Annotated in this window: 25 protein-coding genes and 1 pseudogene; 15 read left to right on the top strand and 11 right to left on the bottom strand. The window is 66.7% G+C overall.

All coding sequences use genetic code 11. The annotated features are described in order from the left end of the window. The first annotated feature begins 80 nt into the window (after positions 1 to 80). The 5 genes from HBE63_RS01805 (at position 81) to HBE63_RS01785 (ending at position 3,997) form a co-directional block, all read left to right on the top strand. Positions 81 to 1,118 carry a DMT family transporter gene (locus HBE63_RS01805; protein ID WP_166902758.1) on the top strand — a complete coding sequence of 346 codons (1,038 nt, stop codon included), beginning with the start codon at positions 81 to 83 and terminating at the stop codon, positions 1,116 to 1,118. A gap of 25 nt (positions 1,119 to 1,143) precedes the next feature. Continuing rightward, a complete protein-coding gene (locus HBE63_RS01800) occupies positions 1,144 to 1,806 on the top strand; it encodes a cutinase family protein (protein WP_208301391.1) in 663 nt (220 codons plus the stop codon). A 24-nt stretch (positions 1,807 to 1,830) separates the two neighbouring features. Beyond that, the gene (locus HBE63_RS01795) at positions 1,831 to 2,511 is read left to right on the top strand and encodes a cutinase family protein (protein WP_166902756.1); all 681 of its coding nucleotides are present in this window, start codon (positions 1,831 to 1,833) and stop codon (positions 2,509 to 2,511) included. A gap of 60 nt (positions 2,512 to 2,571) precedes the next feature. Further along, positions 2,572 to 3,243 (top strand): cutinase family protein, encoded by a 672-nt coding sequence (locus HBE63_RS01790; RefSeq protein ID WP_371815073.1) that lies wholly within the window; start codon positions 2,572 to 2,574, stop codon positions 3,241 to 3,243. An 82-nt stretch (positions 3,244 to 3,325) separates the two neighbouring features. Further along, the gene (locus tag HBE63_RS01785; RefSeq protein WP_371815072.1) at positions 3,326 to 3,997 is read left to right on the top strand and encodes a cutinase family protein; all 672 of its coding nucleotides are present in this window, start codon (positions 3,326 to 3,328) and stop codon (positions 3,995 to 3,997) included. 20 nt (positions 3,998 to 4,017) lie between these two features. Here HBE63_RS01785 and truA read toward each other — a convergent pair whose 3' ends face one another. The 8 genes from truA to infA form a co-directional block, all read right to left on the bottom strand. Next, positions 4,018 to 4,911: a tRNA pseudouridine(38-40) synthase TruA gene (gene truA / locus HBE63_RS01780; protein WP_371814885.1), complete on the bottom strand. Its 894-nt coding sequence runs from the start codon at positions 4,909 to 4,911 to the stop codon at positions 4,018 to 4,020. Beyond that, a complete protein-coding gene (gene rplQ / locus HBE63_RS01775; RefSeq protein ID WP_166902752.1) occupies positions 4,895 to 5,431 on the bottom strand; it encodes a 50S ribosomal protein L17 in 537 nt (178 codons plus the stop codon). The genes truA and rplQ overlap by 17 nt, the downstream gene beginning before the upstream one ends. Before the next feature lie 60 nt (positions 5,432 to 5,491). Next, a complete protein-coding gene (locus HBE63_RS01770; protein WP_166902750.1) occupies positions 5,492 to 6,547 on the bottom strand; it encodes a DNA-directed RNA polymerase subunit alpha in 1,056 nt (351 codons plus the stop codon). Between the two features lie 96 nt (positions 6,548 to 6,643). Further along, entirely contained in the window at positions 6,644 to 7,249 is a 606-nt protein-coding gene (gene rpsD / locus HBE63_RS01765) for a 30S ribosomal protein S4 (RefSeq protein ID WP_166902748.1), read from the bottom strand. A 31-nt stretch (positions 7,250 to 7,280) separates the two neighbouring features. Beyond that, positions 7,281 to 7,694, bottom strand: a complete 414-nt coding sequence (gene rpsK / locus HBE63_RS01760) for a 30S ribosomal protein S11 (protein ID WP_004571524.1) — start codon at positions 7,692 to 7,694, stop codon at positions 7,281 to 7,283. A 5-nt stretch (positions 7,695 to 7,699) separates the two neighbouring features. Further along, entirely contained in the window at positions 7,700 to 8,074 is a 375-nt protein-coding gene (gene rpsM / locus HBE63_RS01755) for a 30S ribosomal protein S13 (RefSeq protein WP_166902746.1), read from the bottom strand. Positions 8,075 to 8,285: 211 nt separating this feature from the next. Further along, positions 8,286 to 8,399 (bottom strand): 50S ribosomal protein L36, encoded by a 114-nt coding sequence (rpmJ, locus tag HBE63_RS01750; RefSeq protein ID WP_003879483.1) that lies wholly within the window; start codon positions 8,397 to 8,399, stop codon positions 8,286 to 8,288. 85 nt (positions 8,400 to 8,484) lie between these two features. Then, positions 8,485 to 8,706, bottom strand: coding sequence for a translation initiation factor IF-1 (gene infA, locus HBE63_RS01745; protein WP_003418601.1), 222 nt, complete (start codon positions 8,704 to 8,706; stop codon positions 8,485 to 8,487). A 330-nt stretch (positions 8,707 to 9,036) separates the two neighbouring features. Between infA and HBE63_RS01740 the strand changes: the two genes are divergently transcribed. Further along, a complete protein-coding gene (locus HBE63_RS01740; protein WP_208301279.1) occupies positions 9,037 to 9,531 on the top strand; it encodes a hypothetical protein in 495 nt (164 codons plus the stop codon). 39 nt (positions 9,532 to 9,570) lie between these two features. Continuing rightward, positions 9,571 to 11,085, top strand: a complete 1,515-nt coding sequence (locus HBE63_RS01735; protein WP_166902743.1) for a flotillin family protein — start codon at positions 9,571 to 9,573, stop codon at positions 11,083 to 11,085. 3 nt (positions 11,086 to 11,088) lie between these two features. Here the strand turns inward: HBE63_RS01735 and HBE63_RS01730 are convergent, their stop codons facing one another. Further along, positions 11,089 to 11,556: an SRPBCC family protein gene (locus tag HBE63_RS01730; RefSeq protein ID WP_166902741.1), complete on the bottom strand. Its 468-nt coding sequence runs from the start codon at positions 11,554 to 11,556 to the stop codon at positions 11,089 to 11,091. Positions 11,557 to 11,720: 164 nt separating this feature from the next. Between HBE63_RS01730 and HBE63_RS01725 the strand changes: the two genes are divergently transcribed. The 7 genes from HBE63_RS01725 (at position 11,721) to HBE63_RS01695 (ending at position 18,847) form a co-directional block, all read left to right on the top strand. Further along, complete coding sequence (locus HBE63_RS01725; RefSeq protein WP_166902739.1) at positions 11,721 to 13,412, top strand: FAD-dependent oxidoreductase; 1,692 nt, start codon at positions 11,721 to 11,723, stop codon at positions 13,410 to 13,412. Positions 13,413 to 13,454: 42 nt separating this feature from the next. Beyond that, the gene (locus HBE63_RS01720) at positions 13,455 to 14,936 is read left to right on the top strand and encodes an ATP-binding protein (protein ID WP_166902737.1); all 1,482 of its coding nucleotides are present in this window, start codon (positions 13,455 to 13,457) and stop codon (positions 14,934 to 14,936) included. A gap of 101 nt (positions 14,937 to 15,037) precedes the next feature. Beyond that, a complete protein-coding gene (locus tag HBE63_RS01715; protein WP_166902735.1) occupies positions 15,038 to 15,901 on the top strand; it encodes an LLM class F420-dependent oxidoreductase in 864 nt (287 codons plus the stop codon). A gap of 36 nt (positions 15,902 to 15,937) precedes the next feature. Beyond that, positions 15,938 to 16,789 carry an LLM class F420-dependent oxidoreductase gene (locus tag HBE63_RS01710; protein ID WP_166902733.1) on the top strand — a complete coding sequence of 284 codons (852 nt, stop codon included), beginning with the start codon at positions 15,938 to 15,940 and terminating at the stop codon, positions 16,787 to 16,789. A gap of 25 nt (positions 16,790 to 16,814) precedes the next feature. After that, positions 16,815 to 17,810 carry a dTDP-glucose 4,6-dehydratase gene (rfbB, locus tag HBE63_RS01705; protein ID WP_166902731.1) on the top strand — a complete coding sequence of 332 codons (996 nt, stop codon included), beginning with the start codon at positions 16,815 to 16,817 and terminating at the stop codon, positions 17,808 to 17,810. Next, a complete protein-coding gene (locus tag HBE63_RS01700) occupies positions 17,807 to 18,409 on the top strand; it encodes a dTDP-4-dehydrorhamnose 3,5-epimerase family protein (RefSeq protein ID WP_166902729.1) in 603 nt (200 codons plus the stop codon). Before rfbB ends, HBE63_RS01700 begins: the two co-directional genes overlap by 4 nt. 90 nt (positions 18,410 to 18,499) lie before the next feature. Next, on the top strand, positions 18,500 to 18,847 hold the full coding sequence (locus HBE63_RS01695; RefSeq protein WP_243858436.1) for a hypothetical protein: 348 nt from the start codon (positions 18,500 to 18,502) through the stop codon (positions 18,845 to 18,847). On the opposite strand, the pseudogene HBE63_RS01690 reads toward HBE63_RS01695, so the two are convergent. Then, a pseudogene (locus HBE63_RS01690) lies at positions 18,841 to 19,958 on the bottom strand (P1 family peptidase). The gene HBE63_RS01695 and the pseudogene HBE63_RS01690 overlap by 7 nt on opposite strands. Before the next feature lie 106 nt (positions 19,959 to 20,064). Here HBE63_RS01690 and HBE63_RS01685 point away from each other — a divergent pair. After that, complete coding sequence (locus tag HBE63_RS01685; RefSeq protein ID WP_166902725.1) at positions 20,065 to 20,676, top strand: TetR/AcrR family transcriptional regulator; 612 nt, start codon at positions 20,065 to 20,067, stop codon at positions 20,674 to 20,676. A gap of 98 nt (positions 20,677 to 20,774) precedes the next feature. Here the strand turns inward: HBE63_RS01685 and HBE63_RS01680 are convergent, their stop codons facing one another. Continuing rightward, a complete protein-coding gene (locus HBE63_RS01680; RefSeq protein WP_166902723.1) occupies positions 20,775 to 21,968 on the bottom strand; it encodes a hypothetical protein in 1,194 nt (397 codons plus the stop codon). Positions 21,969 to 22,209 lie beyond the last annotated feature (241 nt).

Genomic DNA, 22,209 nt, shown 5'->3' with positions numbered 1-22,209 from the left:
CCCCTGTCGCCGTAGCGTCACCACCACCGTCATTACCATAATGCACTTTACTCATGACATGCCCCAGGGGAGGTGTACCGATGACTGCCGAAGCCCAGCTCGACCGCACGACCGCCGATAACCACTTCCGGATAGGCCTATTGTTCGCCGTCAGCTCCGCGCTGGCGTTCGGCTCATCGGGCCCGTTCGCCAAAGCCCTGATGGAATCCGGCTGGAGCCCCACCGCGGCCGTCACGGCCCGACTCGCCGGCGGGGCGCTCATGATGGCCGCCTTCGCCAGCGTCGTCCGGCCCGGCTGGATCCGCGAGGTGCTCGACCATGCCAAGACCGTCGTCGGCTACGGCCTGATCCCGATCGCGGGCGCGCAACTCTGCTACTACAACGCCGTCGCACACCTGTCCGTCGGCGTGGCCCTGCTGCTCGAGTACACCGCACCGATCCTCGTGGTCGGCTGGGTCTGGGCCAGCACCCGGCACCGGCCCAGCGCGATGACCTTCGGCGGCGTGGCGGTCGCCATCGCCGGCATCGTTCTGGTGCTCGACGTGTTCAGCGGCGCCCAGATCAACCTCGCCGGAGTGAGCTGGGGCCTGGCCGCCGCCGTGTGCGCCGCCTGCTACTTCATGATGTCCAACAAGGCCAGCACCGACGGAGACGGGCTCAGCCCCATCAGCCTGGCCGCAGGCGGCCTGGTCGTCGGCACTGCGGCCGTGACACTTCTCGGCGTCACCGGCATCATGCCTCTGACCTTCACGACCCACCCCGTGACCATCGCCGGACACACGACCGCGTGGCTGGTACCGGTGATCGCGCTCGGCCTGATCCCCACTGCCCTGGCGTACACCCTGGGCATCGTCGGGATCGCCAGGCTCAAGCCGCGCTTTGCCTCGCTGGTCGGGCTGTCCGAGGTGCTGTTCGCGGTCCTCATCGCCTGGATCATGCTGGGCGAGGCCATGTCGGTGAGCCAGGCGATCGGCGGCGCGGTGGTACTGGTGGGTCTGGCAGTGGCCCGCCAGGGCGACCGCGGTGAGCAGGCGGACCCGGAAACGCCCACCCAGATCGAGCTGGCGACCTGGCCCGATATGGCCCTGCAGGAGACGTCCGAACGGGCAAACGATTAGCCGCGGCTAACCATTTTGTGTGACTATGTTGCCCGTGAGTCTCCTCCGGAAGTCGGCCCGGGTGGCCGCGATTGTCTCAACCCTGGTCAGCGCAGCTTTCCCGCTTGCGCTCGCCGCACCCGCCACGGCCGAACCGTGCTCCGACGTCGAGGTGATCTTCGCCCGCGGAACCAATGACGCGCCCGGACTGGGGCGGCCGGGTCAGGCCTTTGCCGACGGGCTGAGCTCGCGACTCGGCGGCCGCTCCGTAGCCACCTACGCGGTGAACTACCCGGCCAGCTACGACTTCCTGGCCGCCGCCGACGGCGCCAACGACGCTGCCAACCGCATCGCCACGCTGGCGTCCTCCTGCCCGTCCACCAAGGTCGTACTGGGCGGCTACTCACAGGGCGCCGCGGTCGTGGACATGCTGGCAGGCATCCCGCCGCTCGGAAACAGGGTCGGGGAGATCGGATCCGCGCCGCCGCTCGCGGGCGACCTCGTGCCCCAGGTCGCTGCCGTTGCCGTATTCGGCAACCCGTCGACGAAATTCGGCATCCCGATCACCTCGTCGGTGTTCGGTGGCAAGGCCATCGACATCTGCAAGGACGGGGACCCTATCTGCTCACGCGGCCGGAACCCCTTCGCGCACAGCGACTACGTCGGCATGGCAGATCAGGCCGTCAACTTCGTCGCAGGAATCGTCTAGCCAACACAGACGTTAGGATTTGGCGTGGCCATTGATCTTGTTCGTCGCTGCACCGTGTTCGCGGCAGCAGCGCTCACCGCTGCTGCTGCCGTCGTCGCACCGGCTCTGGCGCCCACCCCCACCGCGGGGCTCGGCGTAGGCCTTCCCCTGGCCAAAGCCGCCGACTGCCCCGACATCGAGGTGGTCTTCGCCCGCGGCACCAACGACACCCCGGGTCTCGGCCGGATCGGCAATGCGTTCGTCAGTTCGCTGCGCAACAAGGTCGGCGGCCGTTCGGTCGGCGCCTACGCGGTGAGTTATCCGGCCAGCTTCGACTTCCTGGCCGCGGCCGGCGGCGCCAACGATGCCTCCGGCCACATCCAGTGGATGGTGGACAACTGCCCCGCCACCCGGCTGGTGCTGGGCGGCTACTCCCAGGGCGCCGCAGTGATCGACGTGATCGCCGCCGTTCCGTTCCCGGCCGTCGGCTTCAACGCACCGCTGCCGCCGAATGTCCCCGAGCACGTCGCCGCGGTCGCCGTCTTCGGCAACCCGTCGGCCAAACTCGGACTGCCGCTGACCTCCAGTCCCGTATACGGAGGCCGCGCCATCGACCTGTGCAACCCCGGCGATCCGATCTGCGGCGACGGCGACAGTGTGCAGGCACACCGGGCTTACGAAGGTGCGGCCAACGACGCCGCGAACTTCGTCGCCGGACTGTTGTAGCCCGCGTCCGCTACCATCGCTGAGGTGGTCGAACTTCCCGCCCAAAGCCACGTAGCCCGGCTGCTGCAGCGCTGGATCGTTGTGGCCGCCGTCCTCGCGGTGGCCTTCGCCGTCCTGCCGGTCGTCTCCGCTGCCCTGCCCGGTTCGCCGGCCGTGGCCAACGCCGCCTCGTGTCCTCCGGTCGAGGTGGTCTTCGCCCGCGGCCGTACCGAGCCCGCCGGGGTCGGCACGCTCGGGAACGCGTTCGTGAGCGCCCTGCGGTCCAAGACCAACAAGAACATCGGTGTCTATGCCGTTCGGTACCCGGCAGACAGCGAAGTCGACATCGGCGCCAACGACATGAGCGGCCACATCCAGTACATGATGAACAACTGCCCGGACACCCGGTTGGTGGTCGGCGGGTACTCGTTGGGCGCGGCAGTCGCCGACGTCGTGCTTGCCGTCCCGTTCACCGGCTTCGGCTTCAAGACACCGCTCCCCGCGGGCGCCGACGGGCACATCGCCGCGGTCGCCCTGTTCGGCAACGGCGCCGCATGGGTGGGTCCCATCACACGCTTCAGCCCGGTCTACGCCGACCGGACCATCGAGTTGTGCCACGGTGCCGACCCGATCTGCAATCCGGCCGACCCCGACACCTGGAAGAACAACTGGCCTGATCACCTGGCCGGTGCCTACATCGACGGCGGAATGGTCAACCAGGCCGCGGATTTCGTAGCGGGTCGGCTGAATTGACGCCGACCGCGCGCTGAGATCGATGGTTCGTCGCCGGATCGTTGCCTGACCGGCACCTATTCTCGACGTGGCCGTCAATACCATCGAATGCGTGATTGTCCGCCGGATGTTCACCGCGCTCATCACCACCCTGTCTGCCGTCGTGACGCCGATGGCGGTAGCGCCCAGCATGATTGGCGCCGCCCATGGCGCCGTGTGCCCGCCGGCGGAGGTGGTGTTCGCCCGCGGCCGGATGGAACCCCCAGGCCCCGGTCAGGTCGGCACCGCATTCATCAAGACGCTGCGAGCCCTCCGAGGTCCGAATATCAGTTTCTATCCGGTGAATTACCCGGCGGATACCCAGGTCGACGTGGGCGCCAACGACATGAGCCGGCACGTGCAGTGGATGACCCGCAATTGTCCGAGGACCAAGCTCGTGCTGGGCGGCTATTCGTTGGGTGCCGCCGCCACCGATCTCGTTCTGGCCATGCCGGTTTCGGCGTTCACCTTCAGCAGTCCGTTACCGCGTGGCACCGACCAACACATTGCGGCGGTGGCATTGTTCGGCAATGGCGCAAACTGGGCCGGTCCGATCACGTTGTTGAACCCGACGTATCAGAGTCGCACTATCGATCTGTGTCATAGCGACGACCCGATCTGTAATCCGAGCAGTCCATACACCTGGCGGGCCGGGTGGCAGGACCATCTGGCGCCCGGCTACATCCGCTCGGGCATGGTGGCGCAGGCAGCCAAGTTCGTCGCCGCCCGACTCTGAGGGCCTGGGGTCTGGGGGCCTCAGAGCGTACGCACGTCCCGGGTGATCGTGTTCCGGCTGGCCAGTTGATCATCGGGCGGGTAGTCGACCCGCACGAGCGTCAGCCCGCGCGCAGGCGCAGCGGCGAAATCGCTGGACCGGCTCGTCTCACCCAGTAGCCCGGCGGTCCACTCGGGTGACCGCCTGCCCTCTCCCACCGCCAGCATCGCGCCGACCAGCGAGCGGACCATGTTCCAGCAGAACGCATCCGCGGTGACATACGCCGTCACATAATGCCCATCACGCACCCATTCCAGCCGCTGCAGGTCACGGATCGTGGTGGCCCCGGGGCGGTGACGACAGAACGCGGCAAAATCGTTGAGCCCCAACAACTCCCGCGATGCGGCAGCCATCGCATCAAGGTCTAACGGCTTCGACCACGGTGTGACGAACCGCGTTTCGGCCGGCTCGACCCCATACGGGGCCAGGCACAGCCGGTAGGTGTAGTGCCGGCGCAGTGCCGAGAACCTGGCATCGAAACCCACGGGCGCCCGCACGATGTCGCGGATCCGGACGTCTGTCGGCAGCAGCCGAGCCAATCGCCGCACCAGCGGAGTGAACTCAGCGTCACCTGAGTGGGTGGTCCGCGGATAGGCGTGCGCCACGGCATCGACCGGAACGTCGACATGGGCGACCTGGCCGGTGGCATGCACGCCGGTATCGGTACGGCCCGCGGTGCGCGTCACCACCAGCGTGCGGAACACCGTCGAGAGCGCCTCGTCGATCACCCCGGCCACGGTCCGCTGGCCGACCTGCACCGCCCAGCCCGCGAAATCAGTGCCGTCATAGGCGATGTCCAGGCGCAAACGAACATGCCCGCCACCGGAATCGATGGCGGGCATGTCGTTCAATGCCTGGTTAGGACTTGGCTTCATCCTCGGCCGGAGCCTCGTCAGCCGGAGCCTCTTCGGCGGCGGCCTCTTCGGTCGCCTCGACCTCGGCGTCCTCCGCAGCTTCCTCAGCGGGAGCTTCCGCCTCGGCGGCCTTGGCCTGCGCGGCTGCGGCACGACGAGCGCGGTCTGCCTCAGAGGTCACGGTCTTCTCCCGCACCAGCTCGATGACGGCCATCGGGGCGTTGTCGCCCTTACGTGCCTCCACCTTGATGATCCGGGTGTAGCCACCCTCACGGTCAGCGAAGAAGGGGCCGATCTCGGCGAACAGGACGTGCACGACGTCCTTGTCGCGGATCTTCTTCATCACCTCGCGCCGGTTGTGCAGCTCACCCTTCTTGGCGTGGGTGATCAGCTTCTCGGCGTACGGACGCAACGCCCGGGCCTTGGGCTCGGTCGTCTTGATGCGGCCGTGCTCGAACAGCGAGGTGGCCAGGTTGGCGAGGATCGCCTTCTGGTGTGAGGACGATCCGCCGAGGCGGGCACCCTTTGTGGGCTTGGGCATTGCGACTATCTCCTAAATGGGGCCGGCCCCCGTATCAGGTAGGACCGGGACGGTAATTCTTTAGAGCTGTTCGGTCTCGGCGTAGTCCTGGGTGTCGTCCAGGTCGTAACTGCCGGCGTCCGCAGTCCAGGTACCGGTGGCGGCGTCGTAACCGGCGACCTCCGACGGATCGAACGTGGCCGGGCTGTCCTTGAGCGAGAGACCCAGCTGGTGCAGCTTGATCTTCACCTCGTCGATGGACTTCTGGCCGAAGTTGCGGATGTCCAGCAGATCGGACTCCGTGCGGGCGACGAGCTCGCCCACCGTGTGCACACCCTCGCGCTTGAGGCAGTTGTACGAGCGGACGGTCAGGTCCAGATCGTCGATGGGCAGCGCGAACGAGGCGATGTGGTCTGCCTCGGCCGGCGACGGCCCGATCTCGATGCCCTCGGCCTCGACGTTGAGTTCCCGTGCCAGACCGAACAGTTCGACCAGGGTCTTGCCGGCCGACGCCAGGGCGTCACGCGGGCTGATCGAGTTCTTCGTCTCGACGTCGAGAATCAGCTTGTCGAAGTCGGTGCGCTGCTCGACGCGGGTCGCCTCCACCTTGTAGGTGACCTTGAGGACCGGCGAGTAGATGGAATCGACCGGGATGCGGCCGATCTCGGCGCCCGACGCCTTGTTCTGCACGGCCGGGACGTAGCCGCGACCGCGCTCGACGACGAGCTCGACCTCCAGCTTGCCCTTGTCGTTCAGGGTGGCGATGTGCATGTCGGGGTTGTGCACCGTCACACCGGCCGGCGGGACGATGTCACCGGCGGTGACCGCACCCGGACCCTGCTTGCGCAGGTACATGGTGACGGGCTCGTCCTCCTCGGAGGACACGACCAGGCCCTTGAGGTTCAGGATGATGTCGGTGACGTCTTCCTTCACCCCGGGGACGGTGGTGAACTCGTGCAGCACACCGTCGATGCGGATGCTCGTCACCGCTGCGCCCGGGATGGACGACAGCAGCGTGCGCCGCAGCGAGTTACCCAGCGTGTATCCGAAACCGGGCTCCAGCGGCTCGATGACGAACTTGGAGCGGTTCTCGGCGAGGGTTTCCTCGGCCAGTGTGGGTCGCTGAGAGATCAGCATTGTGTTTCTCCTTCTCGGCACCCGCTATTTGATGCCGTCTGGGTGTCAACGGACGAACGACCGTCGACATTTGCGGCCTCCGGCCGCGTCAGTTCATTACTTCGAGTAGAACTCGACGATGAGCTGTTCGGCGAGCGGCACCTGGATCTGCGCACGCTCGGGCAGCTGGTGCACCAGCACCCGCTGACGCTCGCCGACGACCTGCAGCCAGGACGGGATCGGACGCTCACCCGCGGTCTGCCGGGAAAGCTCGAACGGCAGCGTGTTCAGCGACTTTTCCTTGATGTCGATGATGTCGTACTGCGACACCCGGTAGCTCGGGACGTTCACCTTGACACCGTTGACGGTGAAGTGGCCGTGGCTGACCAGCTGACGGGCCATCCGGCGGGTACGCGCCAGGCCGGCGCGGTACACCACGTTGTCCAGCCGGGTCTCCAGGATCTGGAGCAGGTTCTCACCCGTCTTGCCGGCCTTGCGGTTGGCCTCTTCGTAGTACTTGCGGAACTGCTTCTCCAGCACGCCGTAGGTGAAGCGAGCCTTCTGCTTCTCCTGCAGCTGGGTGCGGTATTCGCTCTCCTTGATCCGCGCGCGGCCGTGCTGACCGGGCGGGTAGGGGCGCTTCTCGAACGACTGATCTCCACCGATCAGGTCGACGCCGAGACGGCGCGACTTGCGGGTGGCGGGTCCGGTATAACGAGCCATTATCTTTACCTAATCCTTTTCCCGAGCCGACCTAGACCCTGCGCCGCTTGGGCGGACGGCAGCCGTTGTGCGGCTGCGGAGTGACGTCGGAAATCGCGCCCACCTCGAGGCCTGCGGCCTGCAGCGAGCGGATGGCGGTCTCACGGCCCGAACCCGGACCCTTGACGAACACGTCGACCTTCTTCACGCCGTGCTCCTGCGCCTTGCGGGCGGCGTTCTCGGCGGCCAGCTGTGCGGCGAACGGGGTCGACTTGCGCGAACCCTTGAAGCCGACGTGACCCGACGACGCCCAGGCGATGACGTTGCCCTGGGGATCGGTGATCGAGACGATGGTGTTGTTGAACGTGCTCTTGATGTGCGCAGCGCCGTGCGGGACGTTCTTCTTTTCCCGGCGACGGGTGGTCTTACCGCGCTTGGCGCCCGCGGCCTTCTTCGGTGGTGCCATCGGGGTTACCTAGCCTTCTTCTTGCCGGCGATGGTGCGCTTGGGGCCCTTGCGGGTACGCGCGTTGGTCTTGGTCCGCTGGCCACGCACCGGCAGGCCACGGCGGTGCCGCAGGCCCTGGTAGCAGCCGATCTCGATCTTGCGGCGAATGTCGGCCTGCACCTCACGGCGCAGGTCACCCTCAACCTTGAGGTTGCCTTCGATGTATTCGCGCAGAACGGACACCTGATCATCGGTCAGGTCCTTGGTGCGCATGTCCTTGTCAATGCCCGTCGCGGCGAGGATCTCGTTCGAACGGGTACGGCCGATGCCGAAAATGTAGGTCAGCGCGATCTCCATGCGCTTGTCGCGCGGAAGATCTACGCCCACAAGTCGAGCCATTGTGTGCCATTCCTTTTTTCTGCGGAGGTCTGGTCCCAGCCCGTTCCCATCAGCCCCTAAGGGCTCCCCGGGGTCCGGCCTCCGTGCCGGACGTGGATGAATGCTCATCGCGTATGAGCGGCGGATCCGCTCAGTGGTGCTGGGGGTTCATCATTCAGTTGTGGTGAGATGAGGCGACAGCGCGACTAATTGCTCTTCGCGCAAGCGCTCATCAGCCCTGCCGCTGCTTGTGGCGGGGATCGCTGCAGATCACCATGACCCGCCCATGCCGGCGGATCACCCTGCACTTATCGCAGATGGGCTTGACGCTCGGGTTCACCTTCACGGCTGTTCGATCCTTCTGGCTCTGTTGGTGGCGTGCAGGCACGCACGTCACCGGTCTCGTCGTTACTGGTCGGGCTTCTATCGGGTCACTTGTACCGGTACACGATGCGGCCCCGGGACAGGTCGTAGGGAGAGAGCTCCACCACGACGCGGTCCTCGGGCAGGATGCGGATGTAGTGCTGCCGCATCTTGCCGCTGATGTGGGCCAAGACCTTGTGTCCGTTCTCCAGCTCAATGCGGAACATCGCATTGGGCAGAGGTTCGACCACGCGACCCTCGACCTCGATGGCACCGTCTTTCTTGGCCATACTTTTCGGCGATCCTTGCTTTCGTTTCGTAGCTTCATCAGTCGCAATGCAGCCCGTGGTGGTGCTGCCGCCGGCCAACTTCACAACGTGAGCCGGATCAAAGCGAAATTGCAGATATTCAGCAGTTCCAAGACGGGGCACGCAAAAAGTCGGCGCGAAAGTCGCACCGTTGGTCCACGATACCCGCTCAACGGCCACGGCCAAAATCACGGCTGATCAGCCCTGGCCGCCCGATCTTCGCCGAAGATTGGTGCGCGGCGAGTCCGTGACTCAGGAGACAATGGTACGGACTGATTCACACGTCCGGAGAACGGAGACCACGAGCACGTGATGGCTGTGTACCTGTCCGCGTTCGTCGTCGGCGGCATCGCTGTACTGGCCGCGCTTCTGCTCGCCGATGTCGGGCACGGAGATGGGATGCCCTTCCTGAGCTTGACCGGCCTTTCCGTCGCTCTGCTCGGTGCCGGCACCGGAGGCCTGATCGGCACCTGGCTGGGCCGGGGAGCCGTCTGGTCCGCAGTCCTGGCCGCGGCCTGCGCCGTCGTGCTGGTGTTCACCCTCAACGGGCTGCTGTTGCCCTACATGCGCCGCCAGCAGTCCAACTCGCACCGGGGCCGGTCTTCCTATGTCGGTCTGCTCGGCACGGTCACCCTCGAGGTCCCGCCGGGTGGCTGGGGTGAGGTCTCCTTCGTCGACGCCGACGGCAACCGCGTGTTCTCCCGGGCCAAGAGCGACGAAGCCGATGCGCTGCCCAAGGCCACCCGCGTCTACATCGCCGATATCGATCCGGACTACGTCCACGTCGTCGCTGTTCCAGAAACCTGAGCTGTTCCCGAGCACTGACCCACCGAGAAAGGCACAACAGTGTCCCTGCTGTTCATCGTCGTCCTTGTCGCCATCGCCGCGATCCTCATCCTGGTGGTGCTGCCGTTGGTCTACGTCAAGAACTACATCAAGGTCCCGCCCAACGAGGTGGCCGTGTTCACCGGGCGCGGCACACCCAAGGTGGTCCGCGGCGGGGCCCGCTTCCGGATGCCTGGCATCGAACGGGTGGACATCATGAGCCTGGAACCGTTCAACGTCAGCATCAACCTGCAGAACGCGCTGTCCAACAACGGTGTGCCGGTCAACGTCGAAGCCGTCGGGCTGGTGCGTATCGGCTCGGCCGACGAGGCCGTGCAGACCGCCGTGCAACGCTTCCTGACCTCCGACCTCAACGAGTTGCAGCGGCAGATCAACGAGATCCTTGCCGGCAGCCTGCGCGGCATCACCGCGACCATGACCGTCGAGGACCTGAACTCCAACCGCGACACCCTGGCGCGCAGTGTCGTCGAGGAGGCCGGCGGCGACCTCGCGCGCATCGGCATGGAAGTCGACGTCCTCAAGATCGCGGGCATCTCCGACGCCAACGACTACCTGAAGTCGCTGGGTCAGCGCCGGATCGCCGAGGTCAAGCGCGACGCGACCGTCGGCACCGCCGAGGCCGAGCGCGATGCGCAGATCCAATCGGCGAAGGCCCGCCAGGAGGGCGCGGTCGCTCAGGCCGAGGCCGACACCGCCATCGCGACGGCGACGCAGAAGCGCGACGTCGAGCTGGCCCGGCTGCGCGCGTTGACGGAAGCCGAGAACGCCCAGGCCGACCAGGCCGGCCCGCTGGCGAACGCCCGCGCGCAGAAGGACGTCGGCATCGCCACCGAGCAGGCCGAGGCAGCCCGGGTGCAGGCCCGCATCGAGGTGGAGCAGCGGCGTGCCGAGCAGGCCCAGGCCGCGTTGCAGGCCGACGTGATCGCCCCCGCCGAGGCGAAGCGACAGGCCGACATCGCGATCGCCGAGGGCCAGCGCCAGTCCACGATCCTGGCCGCCGAGGCCGCTGCCGAGTCCGAGCGGCGCAAGGGTCAGGCCGAGGCCGACGCCCGTAAGGCTGCCGCTGACGCGCTGCGGGTCGAGAAGCAAGCCGAGGCGGACAGCCTGCAGGCCAAGCTGGTTGCCGAGGCCGCCGGTAAGAAGGAGCTGGCCGATGCGTTGCGCGTCGAGCAGCAGGCGGAGGCCGCCGGTATCGAGGCCAAGCTGCTCGCCGAGGCCAACGGTAAGAAGGAGATCGCCGCGGCTCTCAACGGCTACACGGCCGACGCCGCGCGCCTGCTGATGCTGCCCGACGTGCTGGCCTCGGTGGTCAAGGCGACCGAGGCGGCCGCCTCTCCCCTGGCTGAAATCGAGCGGCTGTCGATCATCGGCGGGTCACGCGACACCCAGGACGCAGTCAGTGGTCTGCTCGGCATCAGCCCGCTGGCGGTGGCCAACATCCTGGAGTCGCTCAAGGCCTCCGGCATCGACGTGGCGTCGATGCTCAATCACAACGGGCAGACCGCCGACAACTGACGGTCAACCGGCCTCGGCGGTGGCCTTGATCGCCGCGAGGGTTTCCGGGATCCCGGTCAGTGCGGCCTCGCTGCGCGCTGCGATCTCGTCGTCGGCCCGCTCACCGAAGCGGTCGTGGAAGCCGGCGATGCCCTTCGGCAAGAAGTTCCAGGCTTGAGTGACCCTGGTACCGCCCTCGGCAGGTTCGAGATGGAAGCCCCACCGGACCCAGCCGTCGTTGACCTCCCAGGTGAACTGGCGACCGGGATCGGCAACGACGACCTGACTGCGGGTGTCCCAGGTGCGCTGCGGCGTCACGTTGCGGCCGGTGAACCAGGCGCCGGCAATCGCACCCGCCGCGGGGTCGTCCCACCAGCACGACTTACAGGTCGGACTCCACTCCCCCATCCGAGAGACGTCGGAGACCAGGGCGTAGGTCGAATCCGGGTCAAGTGCAACAACAACCGAATCGGAGAATTCGAGAACAGTCACGAACCGGATTCTAGGAGCCGGCCCGGGACGTGCTGCACCAGTGGAGCGTTGGCGGTCGGGCGACGCCGCGGCGGGAAGTCCGCACGGTCGATGCGGTGATGACGTGGGCGAAGGTGGCGACCTGGCCCGATATCCGCTGGACTGGCGGCGCATAATTGGTAGCGATGACTGGCCCCGCCTCCCAGCCCCGTAAACCCGTGATCCTGACCGTGGATGACGATCCCGCGGTCTCGCGCGCCGTCGCCCGCGATCTGCGCCGCCACTACGGCGAGCGCTACCGGATCGTGCGCGCCGAATCCGGCCCGGACGCCCTGGAGACCCTCAACGAGCTGAAGCTGCGCGGAGACACCGTCGCGGTGTTCGTCGCCGACTACCGGATGCCGCAGATGAGCGGCATCGAGTTCCTCGAATCGGCGATGGACCTCTACCCGATGGCCCGCCGTGTGCTGTTGACGGCGTACGCCGACACCACCGCCGCGATCGACGCCATCAACGTGGTCGACCTCGACCACTACCTGCTCAAGCCGTGGGATCCGCCCGAGGAGAAGCTCTACCCGGTGGTCGACGGCCTGCTGGAGGCCTGGCACGCCGTCGGCGACCGGGCCATCCCGCACACCAAGGTGATCGGGCACCAGTGGAGTTCGCGGTCCTGGGAGGTGCGCCAGTTCCTGGCCCGCAACCAGCACACATTCCGCGCGTTCACCACCGACGAGCCCATGGGCCGTCAGCTCCTGGACGCTGCCGGACTGGACGGTCTGCTGCTGCCGGTGGTGATCACCGAGGGGGGCGAGACGCTGGTCGAGCCCAGTGACGGTGAACTCGCCGACATGCTGGGGTTGTCGACCACCCCATCGCTGACCATGTACGACCTCGCGGTGATCGGCGGCGGCCCGGCCGGTCTGGCCGCCGCGGTGTACGGGGCCTCGGAGGGGCTGCGGACGGTGCTGATCGAGGGCACCACCACCGGCGGGCAGGCCGGTCGCAGTTCGCGGATCGAGAACTACCTGGGCTTCCCGACCGGGGTGTCGGGGGCCGAACTGGCCACCTCGGCCCGTAGGCAGGCCGAGCGGTTCGGGGCCGAGGTGATCACCACCCGCGAAGCCGTCGCTCTCGACATCGCCGGTGCGGCCCGCACCATCACCTTCGCCGACGGCGAGACCATCGGCGCCCGCGCGGTCATCCTGGCCACCGGCGTCGAGTACCGCCAGCTCCCGGTGCCAGGATGCTTCGCCGATCCTGACAATCCGAACAACTACGTCGGCCGCGGCGTGTACTACGGCGCCTCGGTGTCGGACGCCTCCGAATGTCGCGGTGAGGACGTGTACATCGTCGGCGGCGCCAACTCCGCCGGGCAGGCCGCGATGTTCATGTCGCGCGAGGCCAAGTCGGTCACTCTGCTGGTGCGCGGACCGTCGCTGGCAGCGTCGATGTCGTTCTACCTGATCCAGCAGATCGAGCAGACGCCGAACATCCACGTGCGGACCTGCACCGAGGTGGTCGGTGCCATCGGTGAGAACGATCATCTGGTGGGACTCGAGCTGGTGAACCGGCAGACCGGCGAGCACGAGGAGGTGCCTGCGACGCGCCTGTGCTGCTTCATCGGCGCGACCCCGCGCACCGAGTGGCTCGACGGCGTGGTGGCCCGCGACGACCACGGCTTCATCCTCGCCGGGCCCGACCTGCGCGACGTGTGCGGCTGGACCCTGGAACGTCCACCGCATCACCTGGAAACAAGTGTGCCGGGTGTGTTTGTTGCAGGAGACGTGCGTGCCGAGTCCGCCAAGCGGGTGGCTGCCGCCGTCGGCGAAGGGTCGATGGCGGTCATGCTGGTGCACCGCTACCTGGCAGAAGCGTGATGGCCGGCACCACCGGCGAAGTCTGAGGAGTTGAGGACGGATATGGGCGAGACCTGTATACGGGACGAACTGCGGACGCTGTTCCTGTTCGAGGACCTGTCCGACGCTCAACTCGACACGTTGTGTCAGGCCGGCAGCATCGAGACGTTCCCGGCCGGGCCGATCGTCACCGAGGGCGATCCGGCCACCTGCTTCTACGTGCTGCTCGATGGCGATCTGGTGATGTCGAAGCGCTCCGGCGGCGTCGACATCCAGACCAACCGCACCTCGCAACGCGGCGTGTATTTCGGCGCGTGGTCGGCCTATATCCCCGGGGAGGAGCACATCTACGAGGCGTCGGTGCGCCTGACGAAACCGTCCCGGGTGTTCGTCCTGGATGCGAACGCGTTCGCCGGGTTCATGCAATCCCAGTTCCCGATGGCGGTGCACCTGCTCGAGGGCCACAAGGTCGGCGGGCGCCGGCAGAGCCAGATCATCGAACAGCGCGAGAAGCTGCTGGCCCTGGGCAACATCACCGCGGGACTGACCCATCAGCTCAACAATCCGGCCGCGGCCACCGCACGTGCCGTGGCCGACCTGCGCGACGGTGCCGGCAAGATGCGGCACAAGCTGGCGATGCTGGCCGAAGGCAAGTTCACCCCGGAAGCGTTGCGGTTACTGGTGACCATCCAGGACGAGGTGGCCGAACAGGTCGCCAAGCACAAGACACTAGAGCTCACCGCCCTGGAAACCGCCGACCGTGAGGACGAGGTCGGAGACTGGCTCGAAGCGCACGAGATCGCGTACGCCTGGGAGTACGCCCCGACGTTCGTCGAAGCCGGACTCGACATCGACTGGCTGGAACGCATCTCGGCCTCTGTCGACGACGCCCTCGAAAACGGGCAGACCGCTGCGACGTTGCAGAGCGCCCTCGGCTGGCTGAAGTACACCATCGACACCGAGCTGCGCATGAACGAGATTGCCGAGGCGAGCAGGCGAATCTCCGCGTTGCTGGCCGACGCCAAGCAGTACTCGCAGATGGACCGGGGGTCGTACCAGAGCGCCAACGTCCACGAACTGCTGCGCAGCACCTTGATGATGTTCGGCGACAAGATCGGCAAGGACAAGCCGGTCACCCTGGTCAAGGATCTCGACCGCAACCTGCCCGAATTGCAGTGCTACCCAGGCGATCTCAATCAGGTGTGGACCAACATCATCGACAACGCGATCCAGGCCATGGCAGGTCATGGCACCCTGACGCTTCGCACCGGCCGCGAGACCGACGACATGATCAGAGTGGAGATCTGCGACGACGGACCGGGCATCTCCGACGAGGACATCGGCCAGATCTTCACCCCGTTCTTCACCACCAAGCCGTTCGGCGAAGGCACTGGGCTGGGGCTCGATCTGGCGTGGCGGATCGTGGTGAAGAAGCACCACGGGGATCTGCGGGTGGTGTCCGAACCGGGTAACACCCGCTTCATCGTGCTGTTGCCTTTGCAGGCCCCCGAGCCGGACGCGCTGTACTCGGCGGATTCGGACTGATCGAGCTGAGGCGGTATCCCCGGCCGGCCCGCACCCCGGGCATCCCGAATCAGCGTGATCCGTTCGGAATAGCCGCCGCGCACAGGTGAGTTGAGGAGTTCATGACCCAGACCACGGCGGGCGCCAAGCCCGATCTCGGCACGTTCGGCGCGTTCGGCCACTACCTGCAGTTCCAACAACTGTCGCCCGAGCAGTTGCGCGACATCGAGGGACTGGGATACGGCGCGATCTGGGCCGGCGGATCCCCGCCCGCCGAGTTGGAGTGGATCGATCCGATCCTGGCTGCCACCACCACTTTGCAGCTGGCCACCGGCATCGTGAACATCTGGAGCGCGGCGGCCGGCCCGGTCGCCGAGTCGTTCCACCGCATCGAGGCGGCCTACCCGGGCCGGTTCCTGCTGGGCATCGGGGTCGGGCACCGTGAGGCGATCGGCGAGTACCGCAAACCGCTCGACGCGCTCACCGATTATCTCGACAAGCTGGATGAGTACGGCGTGCCACAGCACCGCCGGGTGGTCGCCGCGCTCGGCCCCAAGGTGCTGCAACTGTCGGCAGCCCGCTCCGCGGGCGCGCACCCGTACCTGACCACACCGGAACACACCGCACAGGCGCGCGAGTTGATCGGTCCCGACGCGTTTCTCGCCCCCGAGCACAAGGTGGTCCTGACCACCGACCAGGACAAGGCGCGCGCCATCGGTCGCAAGGCGCTCGACATCTACCTCGGCCTGTCCAATTACCTCAACAACTTCAAGCGGCTCGGCTTCACCGACGAGGATCTGGCCAAGCCGGGCAGTGACCGGTTCATCGACGCCGTCGTCGCGCATGGCAGGGTGGATGACGTGGCCGCCCGGCTGCGGCAGCATCGCGCCGCCGGCGCCGACCACGTGCCTGTACAAGTGCTGACCTCACCGGACAAACTGGTACCCGCACTGGCCGAACTCGCCGGGCCTCTCGGTCTGGCCTAGAAGCGCCGACAGGCTGCAATGGAAAAGGACGCTCAGATGACCGAATCTCTCTCGCTCAAGCCGGATCTGGGTCGCTACGGGGTGTGGACCTTCGGGGCAGTCCAGCCCGAGCAGGCCGCCGAGATCGAGCAGCTGGGTTACGGCGCGTTGTGGGTGGGCGGCTCCCCGGCCGCCGACCTCGCTTTCGCCGAGCCCATTCTGGAGCGCACGCAGACGCTCCAGCTGGCCACCGGCATCGTCAACATCTGGACGGCGGACGCCAATGCGGTCGCCGAATCGTTTCACCGCATCGAGGCCGCGCATCCGGGCCGGTTCCTGCTCGGCATCGGCGTGGGGCATCCCGAGCACACAGACGAATACCGCAAGCCGTATGACGCATTGGTGGAATACCTCGATGCGCTGGATGCGGCCAAGGTGCCGACCAGCCGGCTGGTGATCGCCGCACTGGGCGACAAGGTGCTCAAGCTCTCGGCGCAGCGCAGTGCCGGGGCGCATCCCTACCTCACGACGCCCGAACACACCGCACACGCCCGCGACGTGCTGGGCGAGTCGGTGTTCCTGGCACCCGAGCACAAGGTGGTGCTGAGCACCGACGCTGCGGCGGCCCGCGCGATCGGGCGCGAGACCGTCGACTTCTATCTGAACCTGAGCAACTACCTCAACAACTGGCGCCGGCTCGGTTTCACCGAAGACGATGTCGCCAAACCGGGTAGCGACAAGCTGATCGACGCGGTCGTCGCGCACGGAACCGCCGACGACATCGCCGCACGCCTGCAACAACACGTCGCCAACGGCGCCGACCACGTTGCGATCCAGGTTCTCGGCGGTCCGGACAAACTGATTCCGACACTGACCGAGCTGGCCGGGCCGCTGGGCCTGAAAGGCTGACGCTGCGGCCGGTTAGGGTTGGCGCATGCGGCTACTGGTCACCGGCGGCGCCGGGTTCATCGGCGCGAACTTTGTGCACCTCGCTGTCCGCGAGGCGCTGACCACGTCGGTGACCGTGCTCGACGCGATGACCTACGCGAGCAGCCGGGAGTCCCTGGCGCCGGTGGCCGGCCAGATCCGGTTGGTGCAAGGCGATATCGCCGACGCCAGTCTGGTGAATCAGTTGGTCGCCGAGGCCGATGCCGTCGTACATTTCGCCGCGGAAACGCACGTCGACAACGCCTTGGCGGACCCGCAACCGTTCCTGCACAGCAACGTCGTCGGCACGTTCACGGTGTTGGAGGCCGTCCGCGCGCACGGAGTCCGGTTGCACCACATCTCCACCGACGAGGTGTACGGCGATCTCGAGCTCGACGATCCGGGCCGGTTCACCGAGAGCACGCCGTACAACCCGTCGAGCCCGTACTCGTCCACCAAGGCCGCCGCCGATCTGTTGGTGCGGGCCTGGGTGCGGTCGTATCGCGTGCGCGCGACGATCTCGAACTGCTCCAACAACTACGGCCCGTATCAGCATGTCGAGAAGTTCATCCCGCGCCAGATCACCAATGTCCTCACCGGCAGGCGCCCCAAGCTCTACGGCACGGGCGCCAATGTGCGCGACTGGATCCACGTCGACGATCACAACCGTGCGGTGTGGCAGATCCTTACCGACGGCCGCGTCGGGCAGACGTATCTGATCGGCTCAGAATGCGAGCGCAACAACCTCACGGTCATGCGCACGCTGCTGCGGTTGATGGACCGCGACCCGGACGATTTCGACCATGTCACCGATCGGCTGGGCCACGACCTGCGCTACGCCATCGACCCGTCGACCCTGCACGACGAACTGGGCTGGGCGCCCAAACACACCGATTTCGACGAGGGCCTCGCAGCCACGATCGACTGGTACCGCAACAACGAATCCTGGTGGGGTCCCTTGAAAAAGGAAGTTGAAGACACGTATTCGGAGCGCGGCCAGTGACCGCGCGCGAGCTCACGATCCCCGGCGCCTGGGAGATCACGCCCAAACTCCACGGTGACGGGCGCGGGCTGTTCTTCGAGTGGTTCACCGAGGCCGGGTTCACCGAGATGACCGGGCACCGCTTCGACGTACGGCAGGCCAATTGCTCCGTGTCGGCAGCGGGGGTGCTGCGCGGGGTGCATTTCGCCCAACTGCCACCCAGCCAGGCCAAGTATGTGACGTGTGTGCGCGGCGCCGTGCTCGACGTGGTGGTCGACGTCAGGGTCGGTTCCCCGACGTTCGGGCAGTGGGATTCGGTGCTGCTCGATGAACACAGTCGGCGTTCGGTCTACCTGTCGGAGGGCCTCGGCCACGCCTTCCTGTCGATCGAGGACGGCTCGACGGTGATGTACCTGTGTTCGGCGCCGTACAGCCCGGAGCGGGAGCACACCATCCTGGCCACCGATCTGGGGATCGACTGGCCGGTCAGCGAGCCGGTGCTGTCCGACCGCGACGCGGCCGCCCCGACACTGGAGCAGGTCCGCGCCGCCGGGCTCTTGCCGACGTGGGACGAGGCCCGCGCCTTCGTCGACGAGCTACGGGCCCGGGTCCGGGGCTGAAGTGAGGTAGTCCGCTACTCCATACGGGGCCGCCTGGGTGGGGCGACGATGGGCGCATCAGCGACCCGCGCCCGACGAAACGAGACCACCATGAACCGAGCTTCGCGATTGGCGACAACGACGCTCGTATCCGGCGGCCTGGCCCTTACCGGCCTGGTGGGCGCGGGTGCCGCCCACGCCGCCGGCCCGTACCAGTGGTGTCCCGGCGATGAACTCGGCGGCTACGGCGGCGGGTTCAACTCACCGGTGGACGCCCGGCCGAGTTGGGACTGGAATGTCTGCCACAGCTACCACTACGTCAACCGCGGACAGGGCAACGTGTCGTCCACCGTGTGGGAGGGCGACAACCCGCCCCCGCCCTATCCCTGGCAGCCGCCGAACATGTGCTGGTCTCTGTTCCTGCCCCGGCCGTGTGGACCCGCCGATCTGGGTCAGTGACCTTCCAGTACCAGCGCCGAGTGCAACAGGTTGTGGTCGAGGGCATGGGCGGTCAATCCGCCCCGGCCGTCATGGTCTCGGCGGCCACCAACGCGTTGACGATGGCCTCCTCGGTGGCTTCGATCGCCAGGTCGAACAGTCGGGTCATCAGCTGTGGCGCCACCATGCGCACTGCGATCTCGGGCCGGTTGGCGTCGGGGTTCTCGTCCCACCCGTACGGCGGAATTCCGCGGTTCCCGGTGGAGAAGGCCAGCATCATGTCGCCGCTGTACTGCTCACCGGTTCCGCCCACCCGGCCGACGGCCAGCGCGGAGCGTTGCGCGAGCCGGGTGCATTGATGCGGCAGCAGCGGCGCATCGGTGGCGACGACGACGATGATCGAGCCCGATCCGGCCGGGTAGGGCATCGGCAGATCAGGGGTGGGCACGAGCTCGGGGCCCAGCATCTCCCCGACCGGCACACCGTTGACCCGAAGACGTTCCCTCCGACCGTGATTCGCCTGCACCAGCACGCCGACGGTGTACGGGCCGGCCACGGTGTCGGTGACCCGCGAAGCCGTCCCGATGCCGCCCTTGAAGCCGTGGCAGATCATTCCGGTCCCGCCACCGACATTGCCTTCGCCGACCGGCCCGGCCGTGGCATCGGCGAGTGCGGCGAACACGTGCTCGGCCTGGACGTGGTGGCCGTTGCTGTCGTTGAGCAGCCCGTCGTAGGTCTCCCCGACCACCGGCAGGGACCAGTACAACCCATCGCCGCGGGCCTGCACCTGTGCTTTGACCAGTGCGTCGCGGACGACGCCGACACTGTGGGTGTTGGTCAGCCCGATGGGCGTGGTGAGCTCGCCGGATTCGCGGATCCATTCCAGTCCGGTGAGCTCGCCGCTGCCGTTGAGCCGGTGTGCGCCGGCGAATACCGGCTCGGTGAAGATCCCGGGGTGCGGGACCACGACGGTGACACCGGTGTTCACCGGGTTGGGTCCGGACCGCTGGACCGTGTGGTGTCCGACGGACACTCCGGCCACGTCGGTGATGGCGTTGTTCGGACCGGTCGGGTGTTCACCGATGACGACGCCGATGTCGCGGGCGCGTGGACGTGAGGAGCAGTCAGGCATGCATCCCCCGGAAGGTAGTGGCGAAATTGTTTTCAAGATTGGAAAATAATGGTCGCGGATGCCGCTCGACGCAACTAATCGGCGAAAACCGGTAAGGATGTGACCCGTGGGACGGCCGAATCGACAAGCTCAACGACGCGAGGAGATCCTCGACGCCGCGATCACGTTGATCGAGCGTGGTGATCTGACCAAAGTGCGGATCGCCGACGTGGCAGCTGAGCTCGGCCTGACCCCCAATGCCGTGCGGTACTACTTCCGGGAGATGGACCAGCTGCTGTCGGCGCTCGCGCAACGCTCCGACCGCAAGTTCTACGACGACCGGCTCGCCGTGGTGGAGCGCACCGCGGATGCCCGCGATCAGATCGCGTTCATGATCGCCGCCGGCCTGCCGTCCGGACCGGAAGACGCCGAGTGGCGGGCGATCTGGCGGGCTGTACTGGCCGCCGGATTCGTGCTTTACCAGCGCCGCGACATCCAGCACATCTACCACCGGCAGGTGGATCTCTACGTGCAAGTACTCGAATCCGGTTGCGCTGGCGGCGCTTTCACACTCACGTCCCCCGCCCGCGATATCGCCATGACGCTCATGGCGATGGAGGACTACCTCGGGTACCGCATCGTCGCACGAGATCCGGACCTCGACCGCGCCACCGCTGTGCGGCTGATGCGCGGCTATGCAGAACTGGCGACGGGAGCTCAGCTTCCGGTGAGGGTGTAACCAGGTGTGACCGCGCGCCGTCGCCCTTTCCCGCGCGAGCAGACGCGCAGGTACCCTCACACCGCAAATCTGGGGTACCTGCGCGTCTGCTCACCGAACTAGTTGGAGTCCCCCGACGCGCCGGTTGAACCGGTCCCGCTGCCGTGGGATCCGGACGCGGCCTTCTTCTTAGGCTTGGCGAATGCCTTCTTGATCCCCTCATCGACCTTCTTGACGGTCGATGAGATCTTGTCGCTGACATCGGAAGCCAGCTTGGTGGAGCGATCGGACCCGGCCCGGTCGATCCCGCCCTTACCGGGAACCGCGATGCGACTATGCCGGACAAGGGGTTTCACTGTTTCCTTGACCTTTTCGGCTACCGGTTCCGTCGTCGACGCCGCGGATTCGGGCGTATCAACGGCGGCAGGCGACGATGGCGGGGTTGCGTCGGCGCCCGAAACCACCGGCGATTCCGTGGCAGGTGCCGCCGCCGGCAGCGACAGCGTCACAAGATCCGTACGGGCCGGTGTGCTGGACTGCTCTGCAGTCGCGGACGGAGGCGGGGGCGGGTTGAGGGCGTCACGGACCTTGATACGGCCGCGGTCGATGTGCACCCTGATCCCGTTGGCAATGCTGAGCGCTGCGTCGGCGACATTGGCGACGCCGTGCTGGACAGCGTTGACCGCCCGACCGGGATCACCTGCCGGAATCGCGATTGCGAGCTCATCGAGGACGCCCGTTACGGCATTCACCAGGGTGAACACTCGCAATGCCTGCCCCATGGTGGCCGACCAAGCTGTACCCATGACATAGCTCGTGACCAGCCCCGCGACTTCGAACTGGTCTTGCACATAAGCCGGGATACGCGGCCACACCCCGAGCACCTGGAAGACCGGCCCGGTGAAGATGGGGGTGAACTCGGCGACCGCGCCGGTGAAGTCACCCGCGGCGACCTTCGGGACCGCTCTGCCCAAGGCGGCCGGATAATTGGTCGCAATGCTGACGATCGCCTCGCCGAACACGGCTGCGATCGCGCTCAGGGTTTGAGCATCGGCCGACGCCTTCCCGATCAACCCGTCGACGATCGGGAATGGGTCGTCGAACTCCGCCTGAATGGCCTGCTGAAGGTAGGTGGCCGCCTTGTCGAAGACGGGGGTGAATACCGCGATGGGATCGTCGACGGCGGTGGCGCTGAGTTGCACCGCGTGCGTTTGCATTTCAGGTGGCGGGGCCGTCACCGGCGCCACCGCGATAACGCCGGCGCCGACCAAGGCGATGCCGGCCGTTGCGTACGGCCGCAGAGCGAGTCTCAACTCGGTCTCCTTCTGTTCATCCGAGGAATGCCCGCTGTCGCTGGCCGCGTGAACATATCTGAGAGAACGCTGAGACGCATTCACATTCTGCAACACGTTCCAATTATTGTCGCGGCAAACTCTTGACATGCGGATCGCGGGTGAGGAAGTACCTTCCACAACGACTGCCTACGGCGAGAAACCCGTGTTCGATCAGCGGTTATCGCGGTACGCCCGGGGCGAGACGGCGACCCGGTACCAG

Source organism: Mycobacterium sp. DL440 (assembly GCF_011745145.1).
Lineage (GTDB): Bacteria > Actinomycetota > Actinomycetes > Mycobacteriales > Mycobacteriaceae > Mycobacterium.
This window is presented reverse-complemented; position numbering and strand designations above follow the sequence as displayed.